Source organism: Paenibacillus sp. J23TS9, assembly GCF_018403225.1.
GTDB lineage: Bacteria > Bacillota > Bacilli > Paenibacillales > Paenibacillaceae > Paenibacillus_AQ.
Window position 1 is genome coordinate 3,207,031 of sequence record NZ_BOSG01000001.1, and the last position, 25,138, is coordinate 3,232,168.

The window sequence follows — 25,138 nt, forward strand, 5'->3', positions numbered from 1 at the left end:
ATTCCCTCCTATTTCCGCATTCTTGGGTCGAGTGCATCCCGTAACCCGTCACCCAGAATATTAAATGTCACCATAATCAGGACAATGACGATTGAAGGATACAGCAGCAAGTAAGCCTGTGTATTGAGTGATGCGAATCCGTCATTAATCAGCACGCCCAGGGATGACATCGGGGACTGAAGTCCGAGACCGATAAAGCTCAGAAACGCCTCCGTGAAAATCGCCGATGGAATCGTGAACATCGTATTGATGACAATGATGCCGATTGTATTCGGGATCAGATGCTTCCATATAATGCGGGAATTCGGTGTTCCCAGCGTACGGGCGGCAAGCACGAATTCCTGGGATTTCAGCTTCATGATATGGGCCCGCACCAGGCGCGCCATATTCACCCATCCCGTAATGGACATCGCGATCATAATCGTGATAATTCCGGGCTTCATAACCATCATGAGCAGGATGATAATGATCAAGCTCGGAATACCGGTCATGATTTCGATGATGCGCTGCATCACGTTATCCGTCCGGCCCCCAAGCAGCGCGGATACCGCGCCATAGGCCACGCCAATAACCAAATCCAGCGCAGCAGCAAGCACCGCGATCAGAAGAGATATCCGCGTGCCCTGCCAAATTCTTGCCCATTGATCCCGGCCGAATTTATCGGTACCAAACCAGTGATCCGCGTTCGGCTTCTGATACACCGCCCCGTAATCCGTAGCGTAATAATTGTGATGGCCAATCCACGGCCCGAATATGGCGAGCAGCAGCATAACTATTAGAATGACAAGACTGATAATTGCTGCCTTGTTTTGTCTGAGACGTCTCCAGCTGTCCTGGAATGCCGTGAGAGATTCCCTGGAGATTTTCTCCTTATCCTCAGGCCGGGCTGCAGCTGGTTTAAATAACGCATCGATGTTTTGTGTGTCCTGCGGCATAAGCTTACCCCTTTCCTGAAGCCAGACGGATCCGCGGATCGACAAGGCCGTATAGCAAATCTACAATGAGCATGACCAGTACATAGAAGGCACTGTAAAACAGCGTAATGCCCATGATTGTCGAATAATCATTCATTTTAATCGAATCTACGAAAAGGCTGCCGATTCCGGGAATACCGAAAATATTTTCAATAACGAGCGAACCTGTCAGCAGATTGACAACGATCGGTCCGAGAATCGTGATCACGGAAATAAGTGAGTTACGAATGACATGCTGAAACATAATCCTTATCGTTCCAAGACCTTTAGCCTTGGCTGTCATTACATAATCCTGATCCAGCACTTCCAGCATTTCTGTCCGGACGAAGCGCGCAATCAGAGCAATTACGCCAACACACAAGGCAATGGACGGCAAAATCGAGCTCGGATAGCTTTCCCAAAATGCTACAGGCAAAAGCCCCCATTTCAGGCCGACATAATACTGCAGCAGCGCAGCAAGCACAAAGTTCGGAATCGAGACGCCGAGTACTGCAATGATCATGGTGGCATAATCCCAGCCGGTGTTATGCCGGTAAGCGGCTACAATTCCAAGTATCATGCCAATGGCAAGACCAAGCAGCACCGCCTGAAGTCCGATAAGGGCCGATGGGAAAAGTCTGCCGGAGATGATATCCGTAACCTTTTGCCCCGTATAGAAGAAAGAGGTTCCCAGATCACCTTGCGCCACGTTTTTGATATAGTTGACATACTGAGTAAATACCGGCTTATCGAGGCCGTAGCTCGTTAAAATCATCTGCTTCTGTTCCTGCGGAAGCTGGGCCAGCTTCTCCTCGTCAAATGGTGTACCTGGCAGTGCCTTCATCAGGAAGAAGGTGACGGTCGAGATAATAAACAGGGTTATGAGCAAATAAATAATTCGGATGCCGATATAACGTTTCAATGTCGCACCTCCCGGAAGATGGGGAATAAATCATACAATTCATAAGGGGTGGGAAAGGAAAGAGAGAAGCAGCGCTTCTCTCCTCTCCCCGAACCCTGAAACCTGCGTTATTTTACATCCGAATATTTGAAATCAACAGGGTTGCCATACGGATGATATTCCAAGTTTTGAACTCTATCGTTTAACAGGAAGGAGTAACCGCCGAAGTAGATCGGAACAACGACAACATCGTCATTCAAGAGCGTTTTTTCAGCAGCCAGAAGCATATCCAAGCGTTTCTTCTCGTCGGTTTCTTTTTTCGCACCGTTGATCAGCTTATCGTAATCGGCGTTTTCATAGTTACCGCGGTAAGGCGTATGATTCGCCCACAGATCGAGATATGTCATAGCATCATCGTAGTCAGCGCCCCAAGCGGTAATAGCCATCTGATAGTTGCTGTTGTCCATCAATTGACCGCGTGCTTTGCTGGTTTTGGTATCAATGGTAACATCAATCCCGAGATTCTTCTTGTATTCACTTTGCATGAATGTGGAAACGTCTTTAACTTCCGAAGTATCGGCTACCAGCATCGTGATTTTTGGAGCCTTACCAAGCTCTTTAACCCCTTGATCCCAATATTCCTTGGCTTTGGCCGCATCGACGCCAACCAGATCCCCTTGTGTTTCGCGGAAAGACTTGCCGTCGATCCCACTCATCACGTCAGGAATCAGGCCTGTAGCTGCTTTGGAACCATTGTTGAGGACCTGATCTGCAAGCAGCTTGGAATCGAATCCAAATTCAAGCGCTTTACGGATATTAATGTTGCTCACACCATCTGCTTTCAGATTGAACTGCAGATAAGTCGTTCTGAAATTGATTCCTGTTCCAAATCCAGGATCCGATTTCGATGCATTCACATCCGAGGAGGCCAAGAGTACACGGTCCAGCTGGCCTGCTTTGTATGCGTTAAGCGCAGTGCTTTTCTCTTTAATGACCTTAAGGTCAACTTTATCAACCTTTACATTAGCCGCATCCCAGTAGCCCTGGTTCTTTACCAGAACCGCGCCGCTGGCCGCATCAACCGAAGACAGGGTATAAGGGCCGTTATACAGCATGCTGTCAGCACCAAGTGCGTAACCTTCCCCTTTGGACTTCACGAAGTCCTCTTTCATCGGGAAGTATGGAGCAAGCGAAGTCAGGCGCAGGAAGTAAGGAGTCGGTTGAGTCAGCTTGACGACTAGCGTTTTGTCATCCTTCGCTTCAATACCAACCTGATCTGCGGAACCTCCGGCTGCATACTCGGCAGCACCCACGATGTAATCGGTCATAATGAAGGAATAACCGTTGGTTCCGGTTTTCGGATCCATTTCACGAAGCCATGCGTATTTGAAATCTTGGGCTGTTACAGGCGTTCCGTCACTCCATTTTGCATTGTCGCGAAGCGTAAAGGTGTACGTCAGCTTGTCCTCGGAGAGGTCCGCTTTTTCAGCCATGGCAGGCTGTGGTTCGTTTTTCAGATCCAGACGGTAAAGACCTTCATTGACATTGTTCAGGACTGTAAATGACACATCATCAGATGCCTTCCACTGATCCAAATCCTTAATCTCGTTCTCTACATACAGCTTTAATTCTTTGGCTGATCCTGCAGATGATGTCGTTTGACCGGACGCGCTGTCCGCCGTTTTGCTGTCACTGCCCGAAAACGAGCAGCCCGTAAACATTGCGGATACCACAAGCAGCGATGCCAGTAAGCCCACCTTTTTCTTTTTCATAACATGTCCCACTCCTTTTGTTCCCCTTTGATGTATGATTGCACCGTCACTTCCGTTTGCGGAAACAACGAACGAACCCATGTACAAGAAAGCAAATTAGAATATAAATGATGAATGAATGTTAAAAAGTAAAAGCAGCTTTCCGCTCGCCGACAACGATGTGATTGTCATTTTTGATTTCCTTCGGCACAACGGAGTAAAGTCTGTCGATCGTTTCCTTGTTACTGTAGCCGATCTGCTCCAGTATCGAAGCGACAATAATCGGCCATGGAATTTCCGAACCGTCGATCACCTTAAGCGCAAAGGCAACGCGTTCCCGGATTAAAGAGAAACAATACACGCCTTTGGCTCCGCCTTTTGCGACGATGTTGTCGTCACGCAGCAGCTCGGAACAAATAAAGTTATGGCTTGCGATGCTGTCTGGCGCGGCATGCATGTAAGCAGTCATTCTTTTGACAGCTTCGCGGGTTTCTTCATCCTGGATCAGATCCGGGCAAGCAAGCTTCAGATAAGCCTTTGCAATATTTTGAAGCGGAAGTGCAAAGATCGGGAAACCGCATCCATCTACACCGATTTGAATCTGATCCACCGGATAGTCTGCCATATCAGCCAGCGTATGCAGGATGTCCTGCTGAATCGGATGGGACAGCTGCCAGTATGTCTCGGTGTCATAACCCATCTCTTTGGCCGTGGCGATAATGCCAAGATGCTTGCCTGAGCAGTTATGATAGATCTTTCTCGGTGGTTTGCCTTCACGCATACAAGCGAACTTCGGTTCGTCATTCAGCGGATATGTAGGGCAGCACAGCAGCTGATCCTCTGTCAGGCCCGTCTTGTGCATAATAGATTCGAGCGCTTCAATATGATAGGTCTCTCCGCGATGCGATGCTGCGAACATCGCCGCTTCGGTGTCGGTCAGACCGTACTTCCCGGCAATATTCTGTTTCATCACAGGAATCGCTTGGAATGGTTTCGCAGCGGAACGCAGGAAAGTCACATGCTCCGCGCTGCCTACCTCATGAATCAGCTCGCCCTTGTCATTCACACCGCACAACACGCCCAAATGAACGTTTTCGAGCACACCTGCACGAAATTCTTCAACTAATGGTTTGAAATACATCTCTATCCCCCGCTTTTGATATTGTTCAAGATGATTTACTTCCTTAAACTTGTTCCACTTGCTCCATTTGGCTGCCGATATCCAGGAACCGGCTTTGCGCCAGCAGGCCTGAACCGATCACGACACCATCGTTCTCAAAAGCCGAATATACGATTTGGAAGGTGCCGCGCAGCGGTTCCCATACGAATTGCTCCATACATTTCTCCGCAATAAACGCTCTGACCTCCGGGAATCTCTCTACGAGCTTACCGGTTAAAATCACGGTATCCGGATTATACATGCAGGCAATATTGCTGATCGTAACCGCAACAAAGGTCATCGCCCGGTCGAGTATGCTCGAAGCCCAAAACTCTCCATCATGCTTGGCCTGAAATAGTTCATCCAGACTCGTGATCGGTTTGATTTTATTGGATTGTTCAATCAATGAAGCTTCAGCGATATAGGTCTGCAAGCAGCCCACTTTACCGCATTCGCATAAAACCCCGTTAGGATCAATGACCGTATGACCAATCTCCCCCGCACTGTTGGATTCGCCCCGGTAAATCTCACCATCAATAATGAGGGAAGATCCGACTCCGCTGCCGAAGCCAATTAGAACCGAGCGGTTCGATCCCTTGGCTGATCCATACATATGCTCTGCTAGTGACTTCACCTTCAGTTCATTGTCCACGGCAACCTCAAGTCCGGTATGTTTCTTCAGCACTCCGGCGATATCGGTTTGCTTCCAGCCCAGCTGTGCTGATAAAACAGCAGTACCGCTGGCGTGATCGATAATGCCCGGAAGTCCTACACCGATCCCCACAATTCGGCGACGGTCAAAACTTTCTTCTTCTATTAACTCATTAATTCCGCCAGCAATATGCTCCAGCGTAATTTCTGACGCTTCGCTCTTCTGTCTTTCTATCATCCTGCTGCCAATCACCCTACCATCCAAATCTATGACGCCGATCCGGATGTTGGCTTTATCAATTTCCACTCCGACAGACAGAACGGATTGCGGGTTCACCTGAAGAAAAACCGCCTTACGTCCTACACTTGTCGTCTCCTGCTCAATCTCATGCATAAAATCTAGATTATACAGCTCGGAAACAATTCGGCTTACCGTGGTAGGGCTCATACCAGTCAATCTGGCAATGTCTGCACGTGACAGGGGTGAGTTGTTTTTGATCATCTCAAAAACAGTCGATCTATTTTTTCTTTTAATAAAATCCTGATCGTGCTTTTGCATCTTGTGGATTGCTCCTCCACTATAATTATTTTCACCCATGGAGAAATATATCTGACATAGGATGATATATTCACTATAAAGCTACTATTTTTCTGCTATTTCATCACCAAAACTTTGATACCTTCTTTAATTTCTCCAGTGATGTTATTAAAGAACTTTAATTGTTTTTAATAGGCCTGTCAATAACTTTACGGAAATATTGGTTCTTGAAAATTTTCATGAAAAATACAATAATTACATTAAATAAATCACGCCCGTTTGCAGAAAGGTTGAACCCACAGCATGAATCAATCACAAACCCTCAACGGAAAGGCCCGGACCAAGGATCCCTTCCCGGTTTCCATTCTCTCGCTGACGGTAGGCGCTTTCGCCATTGGCATGACAGAATTTGTCATCATGGGCATTCTGCCTAATGTCGCTGAAGACCTTCATGTCAGCATCTCCACCGCCGGACAGCTCATCACCAGCTATGCTCTGGGCGTTGCCATCGGTGCTCCTATTCTCACGGTCCTCACCCACCGGCTCCCCCAAAAGCTGCTGCTCTGCCTGCTCATGGTTCTGTTCATTCTCGGAAACGGCATTGCCGTGATCGCTCCGAATTATGCCATTCTCATGGGAGCACGCTTGATTACCGCCCTATGTCATGGCACCTTTTTCGGGGTCGGTGCCGTCATCGCCTCCAATCTCGTCAAGCCGAATAAGAGGGCGGGAGCGGTCTCCATCATGATGGCGGGACTCACCATCGCTAATATTATCGGCGTCCCGATCGGAACCTTCGTTGGACAGCAATTTGGCTGGAGAGCTTCATTCGCCGCTATTGTGCTGATGGGGATTATTGCTCTAATAGGTATTATGATCTTCATTCCCCGGATCCGGCAGGACCAATCTGCCAGTCTCACAAAGCAGTTTAAAGCTCTCGTTCAACCTAAGCTGCTGCTGATTCTGCTGGCCTGCGCTATCGGCAACTCCAGTCTGTTCGCGGTATTTACGTATATTGCATCTCTGCTGGAGCAGGTTACAGGGTTCCACGAGCAAAGCGTAACCTGGATTCTTGTATTGTTCGGCATCGGCGTCACCCTCGGCAATATAGCCGGAGGTAAGCTGGCAGACTGGAAGCTCATGCCTTCGGTTTTGGGTATCTTTGCCTCCTTAAGCGTACTGCTTACCATATTTACATTTACCGTAAAAAGCCCCGTGCTTGCTGTCATTACCATCTTCCTGTGGGGGGCTGCTTCCTTCGCGGTTATGCCGGGCATTCAAGTGAAAATAATGAATATGGCGCAGGATGCGCCGGCTCTGGCTTCCACGTCCAATCATTCTGCCGGTAATTTAGGCAATGCATTTGGTGCTTTCTGTGGCGGGTGGGTCATCGACAATATGGGGCTGACCTCCTTGCCTTGGGTCGGCGCTGTGCTGGTCGGTCTTGCATTTCTGATCGGGCTGGCCATTTATCTACAAGAGCGCAGGCAGCAAATCCCGCTGCAATTGCATGCTTCAGGCAAACAGCTTTAACATCACAATACCGGCGAACATTAAAAAACAGGCAGCACAAGATATCCTTGTGCTGCCTGTTTTTGTTATGAGTATGAACATTCTTTTATTCTCGTAAATCGTTCTTCCTTTGTAAGGCGCTTCTTTCGAAGGCATGAGTCAGTCAGCAGTCCATCATGTTTGGTGAAGCTGAATGTTAGCCTTATTTTACATGCAAATCGGCGATCCGGTAGAAGGCAGGCTTCGGTAAATGCTGCTCATCAAATAGGAATGGCCAATTTTTACGACCTTGCACGGGGAAGTTATCCAGCCAGGTATAATCGTCCGCCGCTCCCCAGAACGTTACGGAGCTGATCACGTCACGGTATTCCTTCAGCAGCCGAAACACGGCTTCATAGCGCTCTGCCTGCTGCTCCAGCATGCCATTTGTCGGCTCTTTGAGGTCAGATCGTTTGTCCTCAAAGCGGAACAAAGACATATCCAGCTCTGTGAGCTGAAGCTGCATACCTAAGGAAGCATATTTCTCAATTGCTGTTCGGATATCATCCAGTGAAGGATCGAACAGATTCCAGTGTGCCTGTAAACCAATGCCATGGATCGGCACGTCCTGCTTGATCAGTGACTTAACCAAAGTATAAATCTTATCGCATTTCTCCGGATGGGACTCATTATAATCATTGTAGAACAACTGGGCGCTCGGGGCCGCTTCATGAGCATATTCAAAGGCTTTGGAGATAAAATCAGGCCCGGCAATATCCAGCCACTTCGACGGTCTGAGCAGCTCTGCTCCTTCATCTGCAATGACTTCATTCACGACATCCCATGCGTAAATGTCATCTCTATAGCGGCCAACCACCGTATGGATATGAGAATGAAGTCGTTCCAGCAATACCTTTTTGCTGACCGGCTGACCCTGATGATCCTGAAACAGCCAATCCGTTGTCTGATTATGCCAGACCAATGTATGGCCGCGCATGGCCAACCCATGTTTGCGGGCAAAGGCAGCCAGCCGGTCGGCATCATCAAAGGAATAGACTTCTTCCTCCGGATGTACACTGGCGAACTTCATTTCATTCTCCGCTGTGATACTGTTGAAATGATAGGCAAGCAGCTCCTCCTGCGTCCGGATCGTTAACGGATTTACAGCGGCTCCAATCTTGAAATCATCCGAGAAAATGCTTTTTAATGCAGTCTCTGTGCGCGTATTCATAGGGTTCACGTTCATTGCCTCCTGCTTCAAAGTCTGATGCCTGACAAGTCAGGCAAAATCGGATTCGTGTACAAAAGAATGAGTCCGGCACTATTCCTTCACGCTCCCTACATTCAATCCGACAACAAAGTACTTCTGCATGAACGGATACACCAGGAGGATCGGCACAGATGCTACGACCGTCACGGCTGCACGGATCGAAAGCGGAGTCACAAGCGATATTGCGCTGTCCTGAGTCATTCCTACGCCTGCGGCTACATTCGGATTGTTATTAGAGTTCATACTGGAAGAAAGCAGCTTCATCAGCTCATATTGCAGTGTGCTGAGTTCCTGCTTTGAAGATGTGTAGAGAAATGAGTCAAACCAGGAATTCCATGCCCCTACGGCCACAAAAAGGGCAATCGTTGCCAGCACCGGGGTACATAGCGGAAAGATGATCCGCATAAAAATTTTAAAGTCTCCGGCGCCATCGATTTTGGACGATTCAACAAGGCTTTCCGGAATTGTTCCAATATAAGTCCGGATGACGATCATGTTGAATGCGCTAATCATGGACGGGAAGATGTATACCCAGAAGCTGTTCAGCAAATGCAAATCCTTAATAAGGAAATACCCCGGAATCAGGCCGGCGCTGAAGTACATCGTCAGGACAAAAATGATCGTGATCGGTTTGCGGAAAACATACTCACGGCGGCTTAGCGTGTACGATAGCATCGTTGTCAGAAATATGTTAAGCAGCGTGGAAAGAACCGTCCGGGCAACCGAGATCCAGAAAGCGTTATAGATCGTTCCCGAGGCAAATACCGCCTTGTAATTCTGTATGGTCCACTGCCGTGGCCATAAGTAAATTCCGCCGCGGATCGTATCATTTCCCGCATTTAATGAAACGACGATTGTATTCAGAAAAGGATATAGCGTCACAATAACCAGAACAATCATGAACACCAAGTTAAATGTATTAAAAAGAATCGGCTCAATCCGGCCCCCTCCGGGACCTCTCTTCAGTGCAATGCCTGTTGTTTTTTGCGGGCTGAGTTGATGATTTCCCATGATTATAACAGCCTCTCTTCCCCTAGTCGTTTCGCAGTCCAATTTGCAAGCAGCAGCATGGTCACACTGACGACCGTTTTAAAAATGCCTCCGGCAGTAGCAAGTGAATAATTTCCTTGAGCGATCCCGTATTTCAAAACAAAGATATCAACCGTCTCCGCCCAGTCCACAACAAGTCCGTTGCCAAGCAAATACTGCACCTCAAACCCGGCGTCCAAAATATGACCGATGGACATGATGAGCAAAATGACGATGGTGGATTTAATGCCAGGTATCGTTACATAAAGCATTTTCTTGTACCGACTCGCGCCGTCCATTTCAGCTGCTTCATAAAGCGCGGGATCAATGGATGCCATGGCTGCCAAATAAATAATCGTGTTCCAGCCGACTTCCTTCCATACATGCGAGGCTCCGACTACGCCCCAGAAGTACTTTCCTTCACTGAGCCAGAGGATCGGCTCTTTAATGATATGCAGCTTCAACAGCAAATCATTGATGATTCCATCTGAAGCGAGAGAGGTCGCGACAATCCCGGTTACAATGACCCAGGACAGAAAATGCGGCAAGTAGGAAATCGTCTGCACGGTTCTTTTCAAAAAGACTTTCTTGATTTCGTTAAGCAGCAAGGCCAAAATGATCGCTGTGACAAATCCCAATACGAGATTGATCAAACTCATTCCAAGGGTATTTCGCAGTACTCTTAGAAAATTGTCGTCCGTAAACAGGAATTTGAAATGCTTAAAACCAACCCATGTTTGTTCACCAAAGCTGCGCGCAGGCTTATAATTTTGAAAAGCCATCGTCCATCCCCAGATAGGAACATAAGCAAAAAGAATAATATATAGCGTCAAAGGAACCGACATCCAGATTAGCTGCTTCTGATTTTTAATAAGGGACCAGGTCATCGGATGTTTTTTTTGTTTTTTTGGATTACGGACAGCTCTTTTTTTCCCTAAAGTCTCCTCCATGCAAGTTGCTCTCCCCACAAACCTTTATTTCAGCATGCTGTATGATCCTTTACCGCATCCTGATTTTAGAAAGTGGAAGGCGAATGACGCCTTCCACTTTCTGCAACAAATCAGCACTTATTTGCTCCAGTTATCGATTCTCCACTTGATTTGTTCATTGATCCGGTCTTCATAGGCTTTGACATTCACCTTGCCGATTTGCGATGTATAGTCGGTCCATACAGAATTAAAATCAGCAGGTTTTGCCAGGATCGCCTTAGGCAGGAATTTAGTGGACAGATCATTAAGCTTCGTATTAACCACTTTTGCTTCCGAGCCTTCGTTCAAATCAATAGTCCAGGCTGGGTAATATACAGGATTTTCAGGCGGGTCGCTAAAGAAATCGACATAGCTGTTGTAACCGTAAGCTTGCAGGAATTTCTTGTCGTACTCTTTCAGACCTGCTTGATATTCCTCAGGCTGGGCGGCGGCATCCGTCGAATTCCCATCACTGAAGCTGCCTTCCATTTTCGGTGCAAAAGAGAAGAACGCATCGGCTTTATTAGCCAGCTTCCAAGTGCCGTCCGTAAATTTATCCCGCTGTTCCTGTGTTTTCATAAATCTTCCTTTTTCGTTCACCACGTAGTCTTCGCCCTCAACACCCCAGGTCAAAGTCTTTTGCCAATCTTCCGTAATCAGCTTATCCAGCAGTTTAATGATTCTCTCCGGATCCTTGGCGTTTACGCTGATTCCGAAACCATTGTTCAAGTTGAGTGGTGCCCGATCACGATAATAATCTTTCGTGTTTACATCATAAACCAGCGGCAAACCTACATATGTTCTGTTATCTTTCTTTTGGGTAATCAGGGAGTTCTCTGCGTTTTGGAAGTTCCAATGCTGGTCAAACATCCCGAGAACCGCTCCGCTGGACAGCTTAGCCAAGTACTGGTCATAGTTCTGTACGAAGGTTTCTTTATCGATTAAGCCCTTATCATTTACTTCGTTCAGTTTTTGATAGTACTGCTTGGCATAATCCTTATCAGCAAATATTTCTGCGACACCGTCTTTGACGACAACTCCGCCATCATTCGGGTGGCCGATCAAATGCTGCGGAGCGTTGAATAAGCCCCAGTTTCTCCAGTCATAGTTCAGAATTTCAAATCCGATCGTCGGACTGCCGTCAATCTTCGGATTTTTCTCTTTATATTTGGCGATTAAATCGAAGTATTCGTCGAGAGTTTTTACTTTCGGATATCCGGCATCCTCGAGCACGTCTTTCTGGATCCAGAAGGCTGGTCCCGAATACCATGTGCTGTTCAGCTTCCCGTTGTATACCCCATAGTTCGGCAAAATGTAGATATGTCCGTCATTCGGGTCCTTCATCATGTTCCAGTAATCTGCATAATGCTTCTTCAGGTTCGGTGCGTACTTTTCAATCAAGTCCTCCAGAGGAATATAAGCCCCGGCTGCTGTCAGTTTGGTGTTACCGGTCATCAGATCAGGATAGTCGGAGCCGGCAATCATAACGCCCAGCTTCTGGTTAATGTCCCCTGCCAGAAATTCAAAATTAAAGGTTGCTCCCAGCTCGTCTTTGATCTTTTTGTATATCTTGTTGTCCGGAGTTGGCTGCTGACCGGCTTCCCCGATAAAAACACTGACATTAAACGGTTCCACCTTATCATCGTTATTCCCGGTTGCTGCCTGCTCTGTGGTGTTCTTATTGCTGTCGCTGCCGGAACTCGAACTCGTATCCTTGCTTCCCCCGCATCCCGAAAGGACGACGCTGAAGGTCAACAGCAGCATTAAGCCAAGCCGGAACATCGTTTTGGACTTACCCCCCATGTAAAGCACCTCCGTCAAATTTTAGCTACAGCAAGCTTTTGTAAGCCTTTTCAGTAACCTACCCTTATTGTAAAAGCGCTACCAAACTTGAAACTATAGCACAATTAAAGGAGTAACCCTAAAAACCTTAGAACATGGTTTTTTTGTATTCATTCGGAGACATATGCTTTCTTGCTTCGAATTGTTTGAGAAATTGGCTGTAGTGGCTGTAGCCCACTTGCTCCGCAATTTCGCTATTTTTAAGCCTGTTCTCTCCAAGCAAACGGACCGCTTCCTCCACACGCAGGTCATGCAGCAGCTCATGAAAACTGATTCCGTTCTTCTTCATAAGCAGCTGCCCCAGATAAACCGGATGCAGATAGAACACTTCCGCCAGCTTTTTGATGGAGAGGCACTCGGCGAAATGTTCACGGATGTAGCTGTTGATTGCATGGATAATCCCTTGTGACTGCTTGAGCTGCTCACTCAGCAGCCAGTCGATGCATTCCACACCGCAGGACAACAGATCACCCATGACATCATTCAGTGTCAGAAGCGAGCCTGAATTCCGCGACAGTCTGTATTTTTCAATGAGAGACTCTGCCTGCACGTCACTTGCTTCCCTCACGATCTCTATGATTCGGTACAGCATATGAATGGCAACCTTTTTTACAATTTCCGGTGCAATAAGCATTTCTCGAAAACTGCTGGCTGCCGATTCAACGGCCTTCTGAAAACCACTCTTATCCAAAAGGGTGACCGCTGTAATCATCCCTTCCATCAGCTGCACTTGGTCGTAATGGTAATGAAATGGTTTATTCCGGATGTTCTTGAATAAGATCATACGGTGATCTGCCTGATCATAAAATTGATAGCTTATCGCTTCTTTTGCGGTATGATAGCATCGTTCAATCCGCAGCAGGGTGCTCTCTCCGGCACCGGTAGCCCAGAATAAGCGGTAGGGAGAATACAGATGCTTCAGCTTTTGCATGATCCGGCATGGGCTGCTTTCCCCATTTGCGCAGCCATCATAGCCATAAACAATCCCGAAGCTATTCATATCCAGATCAACCAGATAGGCTCTGTCCTCTTGCTCCAGCACTGACGCCGCTTTTCCCCGCAGTTCTGCAAATGATGACGGCTCCGTCTGGATCAAGCAGAAATTCCACTCCTCTTTGTCCGCTGACACCTTGCTCAGAAGCGAGTGGCCGGACTCCTCAATCAACTGTTTGTTCAATAGCTTTTTGATAAGAGAAACTATTTCTTCGTACGAAGCAATCCGTGTCAGGCTTTGCTGCGCAGAATCATCCAGCAGTTCTTGATGGATCTCCCTCAATTCCTCCTCGGCCTCTTCCGGAATAACGGGCTTCAACAGATAATGATTCACACCGAAGCGCATAGACCTCTGTGCATATTCAAACTCACTGTATCCGCTTATAATGGCAAACCTGACCGGTTTGGACTCCACCTTCTGCCAAGCTTCTATCATCATCAGCCCATCCATCAGCGGCATATTCACATCCGTAACCACGAGATCCGGCCCCAGGTCCTGAATCATCTGCAAGCCTTCCATCCCGTTATTACAGGTACCACAGACTTCAAAGCCGAGCTCCTGCCAATTGATCCACATCTGCATGCCTTCAATAGCCCCCGGCTCATCATCAATTAATAGTACTTTGAACATCACGAGTTCCCTCCTGTTACACGACTTGATCAAGATACTTAATCGGGATTTCGAAGAATACCGTTGTTCCTTGATTCGGTGTGCTCACGATATCGAAGCGGACCTGGTCGTTATAATACAGCTCCAGTCTCCGGTACACATTACGGATGCCAATACTTGTTCCCGTAGAATTTTCTTTGCGTACCGACATGATGATTTCCTTAAGCCTGCTGGACTCCATGCCCTTCCCGTTATCCGAAATAACTATACGAAGACGACCATCGATGACAAAAACGCTGACTTTAACCATGCCCATGCCCTGAATCGCCTGAATCCCATGCTTGCAGGCATTTTCAACAAGCGGCTGAATACTCATTTTAGGAATTTTATAATGAACCGCATCCTCTTCAACCTCAAATTGATACTCAAATTTATCTCTAAAACGGAATTTTTCTATTTTGAGGTACATTTCAATGAACATCAGTTCTTCCTCAAGCGTAACGATATCTTCTTTCCAGCTGAGCAGTCTGCGGAGGAGCTTGGATAAGCTTTTAATAATATCCGTGACATCCGTATAGCTGTTTTTCGTGCATACAACCAGAATCGCATTAAGTGTGTTAAAGAGAAAATGGGGATTCATCTGACTTTGCAAAAAGTTAAGCTCGGCGCGCACTCTTTCCATCTCCAGATTTTTCTTTTGAATTTCCAGTTTGTAGACGTTGTTGATGAGGAATTTGATTCTGGTTGTCATCATGTTGAAATTCTGAATCAGCCCGCCAATTTCATCACGGCCTTCATCAATTTGGATGAGATCAAATTTTTCGTTGGTTACCTTTTGCATGTGGCGGGATAAACGTTTAACCCGATAATTATAGGATCTGAGCATGATAAAGATAAATGTCGTAGTAAACAAAGTGACGACAGCCGCTAACGCACTTATGTATAGTCTCATTTCCATCATTGCCTTGGATATCCGGACGCCCTGGGTAATGCCGATCAGTTTCCAGCCTTTGACGTACTTCGCGCTGCCGATGGAAAGAGTATGAATATCCTGCTGATTATCATTTTCCGCCAATTGAAAAACCGGATATGCATCCACCTTCCCTCTTTGATAACCGCTATCGGATGACATAATAATCTGGTTGTTCTCATTGACCAAATAAAGATTCAAATAGTCCTTTTCCCGCATGATAACATCATAAATTTTACTGAGATCAATATCGATTCGGAGCAGCTTTTTGTACGTGTCAAAATAATCATAATAGTCCATTCTTTCGATGACGCTCAAATAAGGTACCGTTGAAGCCGTATTATTCGCCTCAGCCGCCCGGTATGCCGCTACAAATACCGGATTGCTGGAGTTCTCCCACATCTTGTACCAGTCGCTTTCCAGTACTCCATCATCGATCACATGGTAATTCCCTCCGTTAACGATGGATTTATTGTCTGTGAATATGCTGATTCTCTGAATTTGATTATTCACCGGAATATAGCTGGTAACCCGGTTTCGAAGCTGCTCATCGAAGGTTTCATAAAAATCCAGTTGATCCTTATACTCCCGATCAAGCATTTCATAGAGTGTCTTATCCGTATTTAAGGCATGACTGACAGCCACACCTCCATCAATAAAATCGTGAATATCCTTTCTGGCTCTCTCCAGTGATATTTCCAGGTTTTGCTCTTCCCTCGCTTTGATCAGTTCCGACATCCGGTCCATCACCAGCAAATGAATCACGACGATCGGGAGCAGAACGCCAACGAAGAAAATCAGAAAAAATTTGTAATTCAAAGGGATATCATTAACGAATTTTCTAAGTTTGAATTTTCTCTTGAGCATTTGGAGCTCCTCCCGTTTCTACATCTGCTTGTTTCCGGCGTCATTTTTATAGACCGATGGCAGTACACCGGTTTTCAACTTGAATTTATTAATAAAATAATCCGTGTTCGGATAACCCACCCGGACAGCAACATCGGATATTTTCATCTGGGTCCGTTTCAGCAGCCTTTTTGCTTCCTCTATCCTTCTTTCATTCAGATACTCGTTAAACGGCTTCCCGGTATTTTTCTTAAATAATTGTCCCAGGTAAGTAGCGTTCATATGAAAATGTCTCGCCAAATCCTGCAGCTGCAGTTTATTCCGATACTCGCGGTCCACGTACTGAATGACATGAAATATCGTATTACTCTCATTTTGCTGCATTAATTCAGACAATCCCTCAGCTGCCTGCGCGCATAACTGGCATACATATTTCTCGAGTACCCCATATTCGCCTATACCGCCCAAATTCCCATGCGTATTCCGCAGCTCCTCCATTAACGCATCCGGTTTCCCATTCATTTCAGCAATAAGCCGGCAAAGCGAAAGTTCAAGATCAGCCACATTTGCCTTCACGAATTCGATCTCAAGCAGACTATCCATAAAGCAAGTAAAGGTTTCTTTCACGCAAAAAGGGATATCTTCCGTCTTTCCAGCCTGCACCGTTTCATACAGCAATTTGAATTTATCCTTATGCAGGTCTTGTCTCTGCTTCGTTTTCCTGAGATCCCGGAAATAAAATACGCCGCCTCGCCCCTGACGGCGTTTCATCCTTCCAACCTCAAGGGCTTGCAAATACATCTCCCGGATGGATCGTATACCGCTCATTTTATTACTGACTGCTATAATAACCGGCTGGCTGGACATTTCCGACAGTTCCCTCTCAAGCCCATGGATTGCCTCTTCAAACCGTCCTTCTGAGAATAAGATAGATGACTGAAGAATGATCCCCGTTTTTCCATCGCGATCCTGAAAACCTGCCTCTATCCCAAAATGCTTTATTAGTTTCGGTCGCAATTCACGATAATCGAAAACGTTTTCAATTAAAGCGACCCCAATTTCCTCTTCCCCTTGAAGCTTTAAAGTTTCACCAGCCTGTCCCTCTAAGTCCCGGTTATATTCTCCCTGCAGCAAGCGGTTGATCACATGGTTTACAGCAAGAAATTGCGTCTTCTTCTGATCTTCTTCTGCTGTGATTTCGTCACGTATTTTTCTGCTGAGTTTATTTAATAAAGCTCCCATTTCCTCATCATCCACTGGTTTGAGCAAATATCCGGCTGCACGCTGACGCATTGCTGCACGGGCATAGCTAAAATCATCATATCCGCTTAGAACAACAAATTTGGGAGGTTTTGATAATATTTGATTGGACTTTTCAATCAGTTCAATACCATTCAGAACCGGCATATGGATGTCCGTTATGACAAGCTCCGGATGGTATTCCTGTATCTGTCTGAGTGCATCGCTACCATTCAAGGCTTCTCCACAAACTTGAAAACCGTACTTTTCCCAGGCAACCATTGTTCTTAAGCCTTCCAGAACCCATGGCTCATCATCTACCAGAAGTACGTTCAGCATGCCTTTCGCTCCTCTCTGTTAGATTCCCGAACTGTAAGCGTATTCATTATTTTCGGGACATTCCCGTTATTAACTGCAAAGTCATCCTGATTTTAGCAGAGAAGCAACAAAAAAGAAGCTGTTAGTCATTCACTATATCATGCCGGATTCCTGCTGTCATTTAAAAAAAAGAGTGGACAGATGGACGAAAATAAGGACAATGACAGATAACCGGAATCTGAAATTACATACGGAATTAGCCCTAAATAATCCATGGAAACAGAAAGGTTGATTCAGCGTGCTGAGAAAAATGAACAGGTTCAACACCCTCCGAAATCAAATGCTCCTTGGGTTTCTTTTTGTCATGCTGATTATCTTGTTCGTGGTCGGTATCGTCAACTTTGATTCGGTCTCCAGACTGCTCAAAAACAATGCGGAAAAACATATCCAGCAAACCGCTATCCAAGCTAACGGCAGACTTGAGGCAATACTGAACCAGATTGATTCTCTAACGATGCAAGTTGCCACAAATCAGTATGTACAGCAGATTTTGCTGAATGAGCTGGGCGGAAAGCAGGCCACTTTCTCTGAGCGCCAAGCACTGTTAACCAGTATCAAAATCGTGCAAACCTACGCCGAGGGCGTCAATTCCGTCGAGCTCTACAGCAGCAGCAACCGTCGCCTCTTTCCCCTTGATGAGGGCGATCTCAACAGTAAAGTCAGTCAAAAATGGATACAAAGCGCCAAAGAAGAAAAAGGCCGAATCGTATGGATCGGCATCGATCCCTTAGATCCGGAATCCGTACTGGCCATTCGGAGCGTCAGCCTCATGGACCAGTGGTTCAGGCCGGGCGGATATCTGCTCATCCGGATGAAGCGGGAGGTATTTAAAATCAACGAATCGCTCTCGGGAGAGAACGGTCGTGAAACCATGCTTGTGGTTGACCGAAACTACAGCCTGATTGCAGCCAATGATGACCAGTTCACACCATCCGAGATCAAGCCTCTGATTGAAGCCGATGAGCCGGTAGTGTTGATTGATAAGAATAAATATATGCTGGTTAAGCAGCAATCCGCAGTCACCGGCTGGACGCTATTGATTCTTACGCCTATTCGTACCATTACCAGCGGAATCTCGGTTTTGCGTACGGCGATTTTCGTCTCTGCCGGTATCGGAACGCTGCTCTTTATCCTGCTATCTTTTCTGCTGTCCACCATCATTACCCGCCCTGTCTTCAAACTGATCAAGACGATGCGAAGTGCGAGGCTTGGCGGCCTGAAGCCGACAACCCAAATATCCTCAACCATTGAGATTAACGAGTTGAACCACTCGTACAATCAAATGGTTGAACATATGAACGAGCTGATTGAACTGGTCTATGAAAAAGAAATTATACAAAGCCGAACCGAACTCAAGGCACTTCAAGCGCAAATCCATCCTCATTTTCTGTTTAATACACTGGAAGCATTGTACTGGTCTCTGCAGGAGAAGCAGGAGGAGGAACTAGCCGAATATGTGGTGGCGATGGCTGATCTGTTCCGGTATACCATCACGGGACCTAACAAAGAGGAATGGGTTACGCTCGGGGATGAACTTGAGCATATCGAACGTTATCTGCTGATTATGAAAATGAGGCTTGGTGAACGTATGACATGGTCGATCTCTTCCCCGCCTGCCTTTTCGTCGGTCCCCATGCCCAAGCTGCTGATTCAGCCCCTAGTCGAGAACGCCGTACTCCATGGGGTCGAAAGCAGGATCGGACCGGGAGACATATCCATTAACGTCGTGCTTTCCGAGGATGCCAAGCATTTGGTGGTCACGGTAGCTGACAATGGAAAAGGCATGGACGAAGACATGTTGAACCGAATTGTCACTGCGCTCAGTACAGGAAAGATGCCCTCCACCAAGGGGTCCGGCCTGGGCATTTTTAATGTTCAGCAGCGGATCAGGCTGTACTACGGCAGAACCGGGCGGGAGCATCCCGGTTTAACCATCCATAGCGGGCATAACGAGGGGACAAATATCAGTCTTATCATTCCAATCCAGATGGGAGAGTTTCATGTTGTTTAAATCCAAAACGATATTAATCGTTGATGATGAGCCCCGTACAAGACAGGGATTAAAAACGATGCTGGATGCCTGGAGCGGTGGATGCTGTGAGATCAGAACGGCGGATAATGGCAGGGATGCCCTGCAGATGCTGAACCAAGAACCGGTCCATCTGCTCATAACGGATATCCGGATGCCGGAGATCAGCGGACTGAATCTGGTGCAGCTGCTCCAAGCTACGTCTCTGGTTACGAAACCGTCCGTGATTCTCATTTCGGGATATGCCGAATTCGATTATGCACATCAAGCCATTCAACTGGGAGTCGTCAATTACCTGCTCAAGCCCATCCGCAAGGACAAGCTGATTGACGCTGTGGAAATAGCACTCGGGGCACATGAGGAACGCACGCGGATTACTAAGATGCAGCGGATCGTCGATAGCAAGCTGGTTCAAGTGACGGAAGATCTGGATACCCGGAGCGAACCGGTCAAGGAAGCCATCCGCTATGTGGAAGAACATTTGAATCAGGGCTTCGGTCTCCGCGAGATAGCCGATCATGTGTATTTGAATCCCAGCTATTTCAGCGTGCTGTTCAAAGAACAGATGCAGATGACATTTATTGAGTATGTGACCCGTATGAGGGTTCAAAAAGCCAAGGAGCTGCTACTGCAAACCCGGCTGCCTGTCGTCGAAATTGCCGAGCGTGTCGGCTACCAGACGACCAAATATTTCAACAAGGTCTTTAAGGAATATGAAGGGCACAGTCCGGGTCTATACCGTAAAAATAATTACCAAACACCCAAATAAAGTGGAATAATACCTAAACGCTGTACCCTTATGTCTCTATGCAAGGGGGTGCTACACTTGTTCCAGAGAGAGAAAGCGCATACATCTCTCGCGATGATGAGAAGGGGGAACGGCCCGAATGAAAAGAAAAGCGTTTTCTGCATCCATGCTTCTGCTCGCATTGACGCTGGTGCTGGCCGCTTGTGGCGGTGGAAGTAAAAGCACGACTGAAGTAACAAACAGCACCGCTTCCGGTGATGTAAGCAGCAAAGCATCGTCTGGTGAAAAGGTAACGATCAAAATGATGCATCTATGGCCGGATGGCAGCAACTCCGCGCAAAACAAATTGGTCAAACAAATTATCGGAGAATATGAGCAGGCCAATCCGAACGTGAAAATTGATACCGAAGTTCTCGAGAACGAGCAGTACAAAAATAAAATCAAAGTACTCTCCGCATCTAATAGCCTGCCGGATGTCGGATTTACCTGGGCTGCCGGATTTCTTGAACCTTATGTCAAAGGCAATATGTTCGCCCCGCTCGATGATCTGCTGCAGGGCGACCTGAAGGATAAATTCGTATCCGGAACGACAGAAGCTTATGCCGTTGACGGTAAAACGTATGCGCTTCCCGTGGAGCTCAATATCGTACCGGTCTATTACAACAAGGAAATTTTTGCAAAATACAACCTGAAAACGCCTCAGACCTATGAGGAGTTCAAAAACATCATCAAGACGCTGAACGACAACAAAGTGACGCCGATTGCTCTCGGCTCCAAAGATGCGTGGACCGGCTCTTTCTGGTACATGTACCTGGCAGACCGGATTGGCGGACCGGATGTACAGGATCAAGCCGTAGCGAGCAGTACATTCAGCGATCCCAGCCTGATCCAGGCAGCCAAAGAAGCTCAGGATCTGGTAAAAAGCAATGCCTTTGTTAAAGGCTTCAACGGTTTGTCAAATGATGAGGCCAAGTCCGAATTCATGAACGAAAAAGCGGCAATGTACGCCATGGGTACCTGGGAAGTGCCAAACTATACGACCAACCCGGATATTCCGCAGGAGTTCAAGGATAAAATCGGCTTCTTCAAATTCCCTGCGTATGATGGCGGAAAAGGCAATATCAATGATTGGGTAGGTGGCGTTGGCGTTGGATTATTCGTATCCGAGAACTCCAAAGTGAAGGAAGATGCCAAGAAATTCGTCAGCTTCTTCGTGAAAAGATGGGGTGAATTGTCGGTGACCGATGCCGGCATTATTCCTGGAACCAAGGTCGATACCTCCAGTGTCAAATTACCGCAAATGTTCATTGATGTGCTGAACGAACTCAACAATGCCAATAAAGTCATTCTTTATCTGGACGTTCAAATGAAGCCCGTTGCTTCTGAAGAACATCACAACCTGGTTCAGGCTCTGCTTGGGAATGCCGTCACACCGGAAGAGTTCGCCAAGAAACAGGAAGACGTGCTCAAGGCCGGAAAATAAAAGCAGCGGCAGTAGAGCCAAAGGACGGACCTCGGTCCTGTCCTTTGGCTCTATCCGCTAAGTGAGGAGGCAACGCCTTATGGATAAAGTCATGTCCCACAAAGGAATCATCGCCCTATATGTGCTGCCGTCCCTGCTTCTCATTCTCGCCATCATCTATTTTCCAATCCTGTTAACTGGATATTATGGCCTGATGAAATGGGATGGCGTCAGCAGCATGTCGTTCATTGGGCTGGAGAATTACGCCGCCTTGATGAAAGACGAGGCTTTTTGGAACAGCGTATATCATTCCTTTTTATTCGCATTGCTATCAACCTTGAGCCTCGCTGTTTATATGCTGGTTGCGCTAATGCTCGCAGGCAATATCAAAGGTGCAGGCTTGCTCCGGAAAATATATTTGATACCCATGCTGCTCTCTTCTGTCGCTATCGCACAGCTATGGCTAAAAATCTATCATCCGACCAACGGAATACTGAACTCCTTTCTCATTTCGATGGGCGTTGAAGACCCGCCTGCCTGGCTATCCGATCCCAAGCTGGTATTAGCCGCATTATTTATTCCGATTCTTTGGCAGTATGCGGGCTTTTACATTTTGATCTATTACGCCGCCCTGAAGAACATTCCAGCCTCTCTAGTGGAAGCAGCCCGTATTGATGGGGCAAATCCATGGCAGATTGCGCTTCGTATCAAGCTGCCGCTCATTTCAGAGGTTGTTAAAGTCACGATCGTGTTAGCTGTTGTCGGATCGCTGAAATACTTCGACCTGATCTATGTTATGACGGACGGAGGGCCCAATGGATCTAGTGAGGTTATGGCATCCTATATGTATCATAAAGCTTTCCGGGGCTTTGATTTTGGATATGGAAGCGCCATCGGTTTCTTCCTTCTAATCATCTGCATGGTCGCGACATGGGGAATCCGGAAAGCGACGGCCTCCAAAGACACGATCCAATATTCCTAAGACAAGGAGGTGCATCGTATGAAAACCGTAAACCAAGCCGTCCTAAGTACTGGCATTCCGTCTCCGTTCCGGATAGCCAGCTCCAGAATCGGCTACGGTCTCCTTTATTTCATCCTGATTTTCGCTGCCGTGATTCAAATTTTGCCGCTCATTTGGCTGCTTCTCTTCTCGCTGAAGAGCAACCAGGAAGTATTCAATCTCCCTCCATTCGCCCTGCCGAGTCATCCGAAATGGGTAAACTATGAAAATGTATGGCTGCAGGGGAACATCGGGCGATATTTTATGAACAGCGTCCTCATCACCATGATTTCCGTGATCCTAACCATTCTTTTGGCCAGCTTTGTTACCTTCGCCATTACGAGAATGCGCTGGAAGCTTCAGTCGATGGTTCTTGGATTATTCATGATCGGGATGATGATCCCGGTTCATTCCACATTAATTCCGCTGTTCAGCCTGTTCCAAAAGGTAGGGTTGACGGACTCGCAGCTCAGCCTTATTCTTTCTTATACAGCCTTTAATCTGCCCATCACCATTATGATTCTGCTCGGGTTCTACTACGCCCTGCCGCGTGAGGTAGAGGAGGCCGCCATTATGGATGGCTGCTCCGTGAACCGGATGTTTTTCGGGATTGTGCTGCCGATGACGATTTCGGTTATTGTGACTGCAGCGATCATCAATATGATCTATAACTGGAACGAATTTATTTTCGTCAATACCTTTATCAGCTCCGATCATTTGAAGACACTTACCGTGGGTGTACAGAATTTCGTTGGTCAATACACAACGGATTGGGGTGCCATCGGAGCGACATTAATGATTAGTATTTTGCCGATCCTCATCGTATTCCTGCTGCTCAGTAATCGAATTGTGGAAGGAATCGCTGCCGGATCTGTGAAAGGCTAATAAGGAGATGGACTAGCCATGCCGAGCAAAACAGTAATCAACCGAATTGAGACGGAAGAAAAAGCCGTTGCATTCACTTTTGACGATGGTCCAAATGCAGAGTATACGCCGCAGATCCTGGATGTTTTCCGGGAGTCCGATGCGAAAGCAACCTTTTACATGATCGGTACTCAAATGCAGCACAATCCTGCGCTCGTACGTACGGTCTATCAGGAAGGGCATGAAATTGGGAACCACACCTATTCCCATCCGCATTTAACCGAACTGCATGAACAAGACTGCATGCATGAAGTTGTGAAAACTGAAAATTTGTTATCGGATATCATTGGGATCAAGCCTGCAACCTTCCGGCCTCCATTCTTTGATCACAATGAACAGGTTGACGGTCTGATTACTGGTCTTGGTTACCCGATGATTGGGGCCGTAAATTCAGAAGCGAATGATTGGGATCTGCCGGGTGTTCACCATATATTGGAAAAAACCAGAGCGCAGGTTAGACCTGGCAGTATACTCCTGTTCCATGACGGATTCGGAGATCGCTCGCAGACGGTTGAGGCCGTTCGTATTCTGGTATCCGAGCTGGTGGCTGACGGGTATAGACTTGTTACGGTTAGCGAGCTTTTAGAGCTTGCGGCTGTTTAGCTACAGATAATAAACCCGCACCGCAGCGGTACGGGTTTATTATTCTTGATGCTCATTTATTGTGGTATGGCTGGCAGGTGTCGCAGAATTTTGCAAACGTTTACATTTTTAGTGTCATTGATTTGCGTCGAACCATGCTTAACGTACTCTGCTCCAGTGATATTGGCCTGCTTCCAGGCTGGCTTCAACAAACTGTCTGAATGTCGTCCGATCCTTCTCCGAAGCAAAGGAATCTTTGGGAACAATTAATGATCTGCTGGTCGATAGGAGAATAAGAAACAAATTGGGAGATTCGCGAACCTCGTAGATATCTGTCCAAAGCATTTTCCCCGTTTCCGATTCCGAGGAATAATGAATATCTCTCCCCGTAAATACAAATCGGTAGAGCTGCTTGATTAGTTTATCACTGACGAATGCTTTCATTGATTTCTGACGAATATTCCATCGATTCACAAACCATAAAATAACGCTAACGAGTATATCCAGCAGCACGATGATCACAAATTCAGTTCCTGTCCGCTCTCCGTCGACCAAAAGGACAATCCCAATAAAAACCACAAAGAATATAACAGCCAGCATCACTCTGGATGTTCTCGTGAAAAAAAGATTGAGTTCCTGAACATCCTTGAGTTCCAGGGTGGCTTCAACGATGATTTCATGATCCAAACAGTTCTCCTCCTTTGGTTCAAAAATCCCCCCTCTTCTAAAACAGCATGAATACACAAGAGGTTATGGATCATACGAAGAAGTTTATAGCAAACCTGCGGCAAATATAGCAACCAC

The 25,138-nt window shown here is 46.8% G+C and carries 20 protein-coding genes; 7 read left to right on the forward strand and 13 right to left on the reverse strand.

The annotated features are described in order from the left end of the window. Positions 1-8: 8 nt before the first annotated feature. The 5 genes from KJS65_RS15015 to KJS65_RS15035 form a co-directional block, all read right to left on the reverse strand. Positions 9-935, reverse strand: a complete 927-nt coding sequence (locus tag KJS65_RS15015; protein ID WP_213650491.1) for an ABC transporter permease — start codon at positions 933-935, stop codon at positions 9-11. Positions 936-939: 4 nt separating this feature from the next. Continuing rightward, the gene (locus KJS65_RS15020) at positions 940-1,875 is read right to left on the reverse strand and encodes an ABC transporter permease (RefSeq protein WP_213650492.1); all 936 of its coding nucleotides are present in this window, start codon (positions 1,873-1,875) and stop codon (positions 940-942) included. Between the two features lie 107 nt (positions 1,876-1,982). Beyond that, the gene (locus tag KJS65_RS15025; protein WP_213650493.1) at positions 1,983-3,626 is read right to left on the reverse strand and encodes a peptide ABC transporter substrate-binding protein; all 1,644 of its coding nucleotides are present in this window, start codon (positions 3,624-3,626) and stop codon (positions 1,983-1,985) included. Between the two features lie 121 nt (positions 3,627-3,747). Further along, on the reverse strand, positions 3,748-4,746 hold the full coding sequence (locus tag KJS65_RS15030; protein ID WP_213650494.1) for an asparaginase: 999 nt from the start codon (positions 4,744-4,746) through the stop codon (positions 3,748-3,750). 43 nt (positions 4,747-4,789) lie between these two features. Continuing rightward, the gene (locus KJS65_RS15035; RefSeq protein ID WP_213650495.1) at positions 4,790-5,974 is read right to left on the reverse strand and encodes an ROK family transcriptional regulator; all 1,185 of its coding nucleotides are present in this window, start codon (positions 5,972-5,974) and stop codon (positions 4,790-4,792) included. Between the two features lie 282 nt (positions 5,975-6,256). Here KJS65_RS15035 and KJS65_RS15040 point away from each other — a divergent pair, with 282 nt between their 5' ends. Continuing rightward, positions 6,257-7,486, forward strand: a complete 1,230-nt coding sequence (locus KJS65_RS15040) for an MFS transporter (RefSeq protein WP_213650496.1) — start codon at positions 6,257-6,259, stop codon at positions 7,484-7,486. A 181-nt stretch (positions 7,487-7,667) separates the two neighbouring features. Here the strand turns inward: KJS65_RS15040 and KJS65_RS15045 are convergent, their stop codons facing one another. The 7 genes from KJS65_RS15045 to KJS65_RS15075 all read right to left on the reverse strand — a co-directional run bounded on the left by KJS65_RS15045 (position 7,668) and on the right by KJS65_RS15075 (position 17,550). Beyond that, on the reverse strand, positions 7,668-8,675 hold the full coding sequence (locus tag KJS65_RS15045) for an endo-1,4-beta-xylanase (RefSeq protein WP_374706190.1): 1,008 nt from the start codon (positions 8,673-8,675) through the stop codon (positions 7,668-7,670). Positions 8,676-8,765: 90 nt separating this feature from the next. Beyond that, the gene (locus tag KJS65_RS15050; RefSeq protein ID WP_244864584.1) at positions 8,766-9,614 is read right to left on the reverse strand and encodes a carbohydrate ABC transporter permease; all 849 of its coding nucleotides are present in this window, start codon (positions 9,612-9,614) and stop codon (positions 8,766-8,768) included. Positions 9,615-9,727: 113 nt separating this feature from the next. Next, complete coding sequence (locus KJS65_RS15055; RefSeq protein ID WP_213650499.1) at positions 9,728-10,693, reverse strand: ABC transporter permease; 966 nt, start codon at positions 10,691-10,693, stop codon at positions 9,728-9,730. 117 nt (positions 10,694-10,810) lie between these two features. Next, complete coding sequence (locus tag KJS65_RS15060; RefSeq protein ID WP_213650500.1) at positions 10,811-12,514, reverse strand: type 2 periplasmic-binding domain-containing protein; 1,704 nt, start codon at positions 12,512-12,514, stop codon at positions 10,811-10,813. Positions 12,515-12,641: 127 nt separating this feature from the next. Next, positions 12,642-14,177, reverse strand: coding sequence for a response regulator transcription factor (locus KJS65_RS15065; RefSeq protein ID WP_244864533.1), 1,536 nt, complete (start codon positions 14,175-14,177; stop codon positions 12,642-12,644). Positions 14,178-14,193: 16 nt separating this feature from the next. Further along, complete coding sequence (locus KJS65_RS15070; RefSeq protein WP_213650502.1) at positions 14,194-15,993, reverse strand: sensor histidine kinase; 1,800 nt, start codon at positions 15,991-15,993, stop codon at positions 14,194-14,196. An 18-nt stretch (positions 15,994-16,011) separates the two neighbouring features. Continuing rightward, a complete protein-coding gene (locus tag KJS65_RS15075) occupies positions 16,012-17,550 on the reverse strand; it encodes a response regulator transcription factor (RefSeq protein WP_213650503.1) in 1,539 nt (512 codons plus the stop codon). A 277-nt stretch (positions 17,551-17,827) separates the two neighbouring features. On the opposite strand from KJS65_RS15075, the gene KJS65_RS15080 reads away from it, so the two are divergent. From KJS65_RS15080 to KJS65_RS15105, 6 genes are all read left to right on the forward strand, one after another. Further along, on the forward strand, positions 17,828-19,600 hold the full coding sequence (locus KJS65_RS15080; RefSeq protein ID WP_244864534.1) for a histidine kinase: 1,773 nt from the start codon (positions 17,828-17,830) through the stop codon (positions 19,598-19,600). Then, positions 19,590-20,387 (forward strand): response regulator transcription factor, encoded by a 798-nt coding sequence (locus KJS65_RS15085; protein ID WP_213650504.1) that lies wholly within the window; start codon positions 19,590-19,592, stop codon positions 20,385-20,387. Before KJS65_RS15080 ends, KJS65_RS15085 begins: the two co-directional genes overlap by 11 nt. Before the next feature lie 118 nt (positions 20,388-20,505). Next, complete coding sequence (locus KJS65_RS15090; RefSeq protein WP_213650505.1) at positions 20,506-21,849, forward strand: extracellular solute-binding protein; 1,344 nt, start codon at positions 20,506-20,508, stop codon at positions 21,847-21,849. 79 nt (positions 21,850-21,928) lie between these two features. Then, entirely contained in the window at positions 21,929-22,810 is an 882-nt protein-coding gene (locus KJS65_RS15095) for a carbohydrate ABC transporter permease (RefSeq protein ID WP_213650506.1), read from the forward strand. 18 nt (positions 22,811-22,828) lie between these two features. Then, positions 22,829-23,713: a carbohydrate ABC transporter permease gene (locus tag KJS65_RS15100; protein WP_213650507.1), complete on the forward strand. Its 885-nt coding sequence runs from the start codon at positions 22,829-22,831 to the stop codon at positions 23,711-23,713. A gap of 18 nt (positions 23,714-23,731) precedes the next feature. After that, complete coding sequence (locus tag KJS65_RS15105; protein WP_213650508.1) at positions 23,732-24,355, forward strand: polysaccharide deacetylase family protein; 624 nt, start codon at positions 23,732-23,734, stop codon at positions 24,353-24,355. Positions 24,356-24,493: 138 nt separating this feature from the next. On the opposite strand, the gene KJS65_RS15110 is transcribed toward KJS65_RS15105, so the two are convergent. Next, positions 24,494-25,021 carry a YcxB family protein gene (locus KJS65_RS15110; RefSeq protein ID WP_213650509.1) on the reverse strand — a complete coding sequence of 176 codons (528 nt, stop codon included), beginning with the start codon at positions 25,019-25,021 and terminating at the stop codon, positions 24,494-24,496. Positions 25,022-25,138: the final 117 nt, after the last annotated feature.

Excerpts from the sequence above, each read along its gene's own strand:
- KJS65_RS15075 (WP_213650503.1), bottom strand. The coding sequence starts at position 17,550 with ATGCTGAACGTACTTCTGGTAGATGATGAGCCATGGGTTCTGGAAGGC.
- KJS65_RS15025 (WP_213650493.1), bottom strand. The coding sequence starts at position 3,626 with ATGAAAAAGAAAAAGGTGGGCTTACTGGCATCGCTGCTTGTGGTATCC.
- KJS65_RS15045 (WP_374706190.1), bottom strand. The coding sequence starts at position 8,675 with ATGAATACGCGCACAGAGACTGCATTAAAAAGCATTTTCTCGGATGAT.
- KJS65_RS15055 (WP_213650499.1), bottom strand. The coding sequence starts at position 10,693 with ATGGAGGAGACTTTAGGGAAAAAAAGAGCTGTCCGTAATCCAAAAAAA.
- KJS65_RS15105 (WP_213650508.1), top strand. The coding sequence starts at position 23,732 with ATGCCGAGCAAAACAGTAATCAACCGAATTGAGACGGAAGAAAAAGCC.
- KJS65_RS15070 (WP_213650502.1), bottom strand. The coding sequence starts at position 15,993 with ATGCTCAAGAGAAAATTCAAACTTAGAAAATTCGTTAATGATATCCCT.
- KJS65_RS15035 (WP_213650495.1), bottom strand. The coding sequence starts at position 5,974 with ATGCAAAAGCACGATCAGGATTTTATTAAAAGAAAAAATAGATCGACT.
- KJS65_RS15060 (WP_213650500.1), bottom strand. The coding sequence starts at position 12,514 with ATGGGGGGTAAGTCCAAAACGATGTTCCGGCTTGGCTTAATGCTGCTG.
- KJS65_RS15030 (WP_213650494.1), bottom strand. The coding sequence starts at position 4,746 with ATGTATTTCAAACCATTAGTTGAAGAATTTCGTGCAGGTGTGCTCGAA.
- KJS65_RS15095 (WP_213650506.1), top strand. The coding sequence starts at position 21,929 with ATGGATAAAGTCATGTCCCACAAAGGAATCATCGCCCTATATGTGCTG.
- KJS65_RS15050 (WP_244864584.1), bottom strand. The coding sequence starts at position 9,614 with ATGATTGTTCTGGTTATTGTGACGCTATATCCTTTTCTGAATACAATC.
- KJS65_RS15015 (WP_213650491.1), bottom strand. The coding sequence starts at position 935 with ATGCCGCAGGACACACAAAACATCGATGCGTTATTTAAACCAGCTGCA.
- KJS65_RS15085 (WP_213650504.1), top strand. The coding sequence starts at position 19,590 with ATGTTGTTTAAATCCAAAACGATATTAATCGTTGATGATGAGCCCCGT.
- KJS65_RS15040 (WP_213650496.1), top strand. The coding sequence starts at position 6,257 with ATGAATCAATCACAAACCCTCAACGGAAAGGCCCGGACCAAGGATCCC.
- KJS65_RS15065 (WP_244864533.1), bottom strand. The coding sequence starts at position 14,177 with ATGTTCAAAGTACTATTAATTGATGATGAGCCGGGGGCTATTGAAGGC.
- KJS65_RS15100 (WP_213650507.1), top strand. The coding sequence starts at position 22,829 with ATGAAAACCGTAAACCAAGCCGTCCTAAGTACTGGCATTCCGTCTCCG.
- KJS65_RS15090 (WP_213650505.1), top strand. The coding sequence starts at position 20,506 with ATGAAAAGAAAAGCGTTTTCTGCATCCATGCTTCTGCTCGCATTGACG.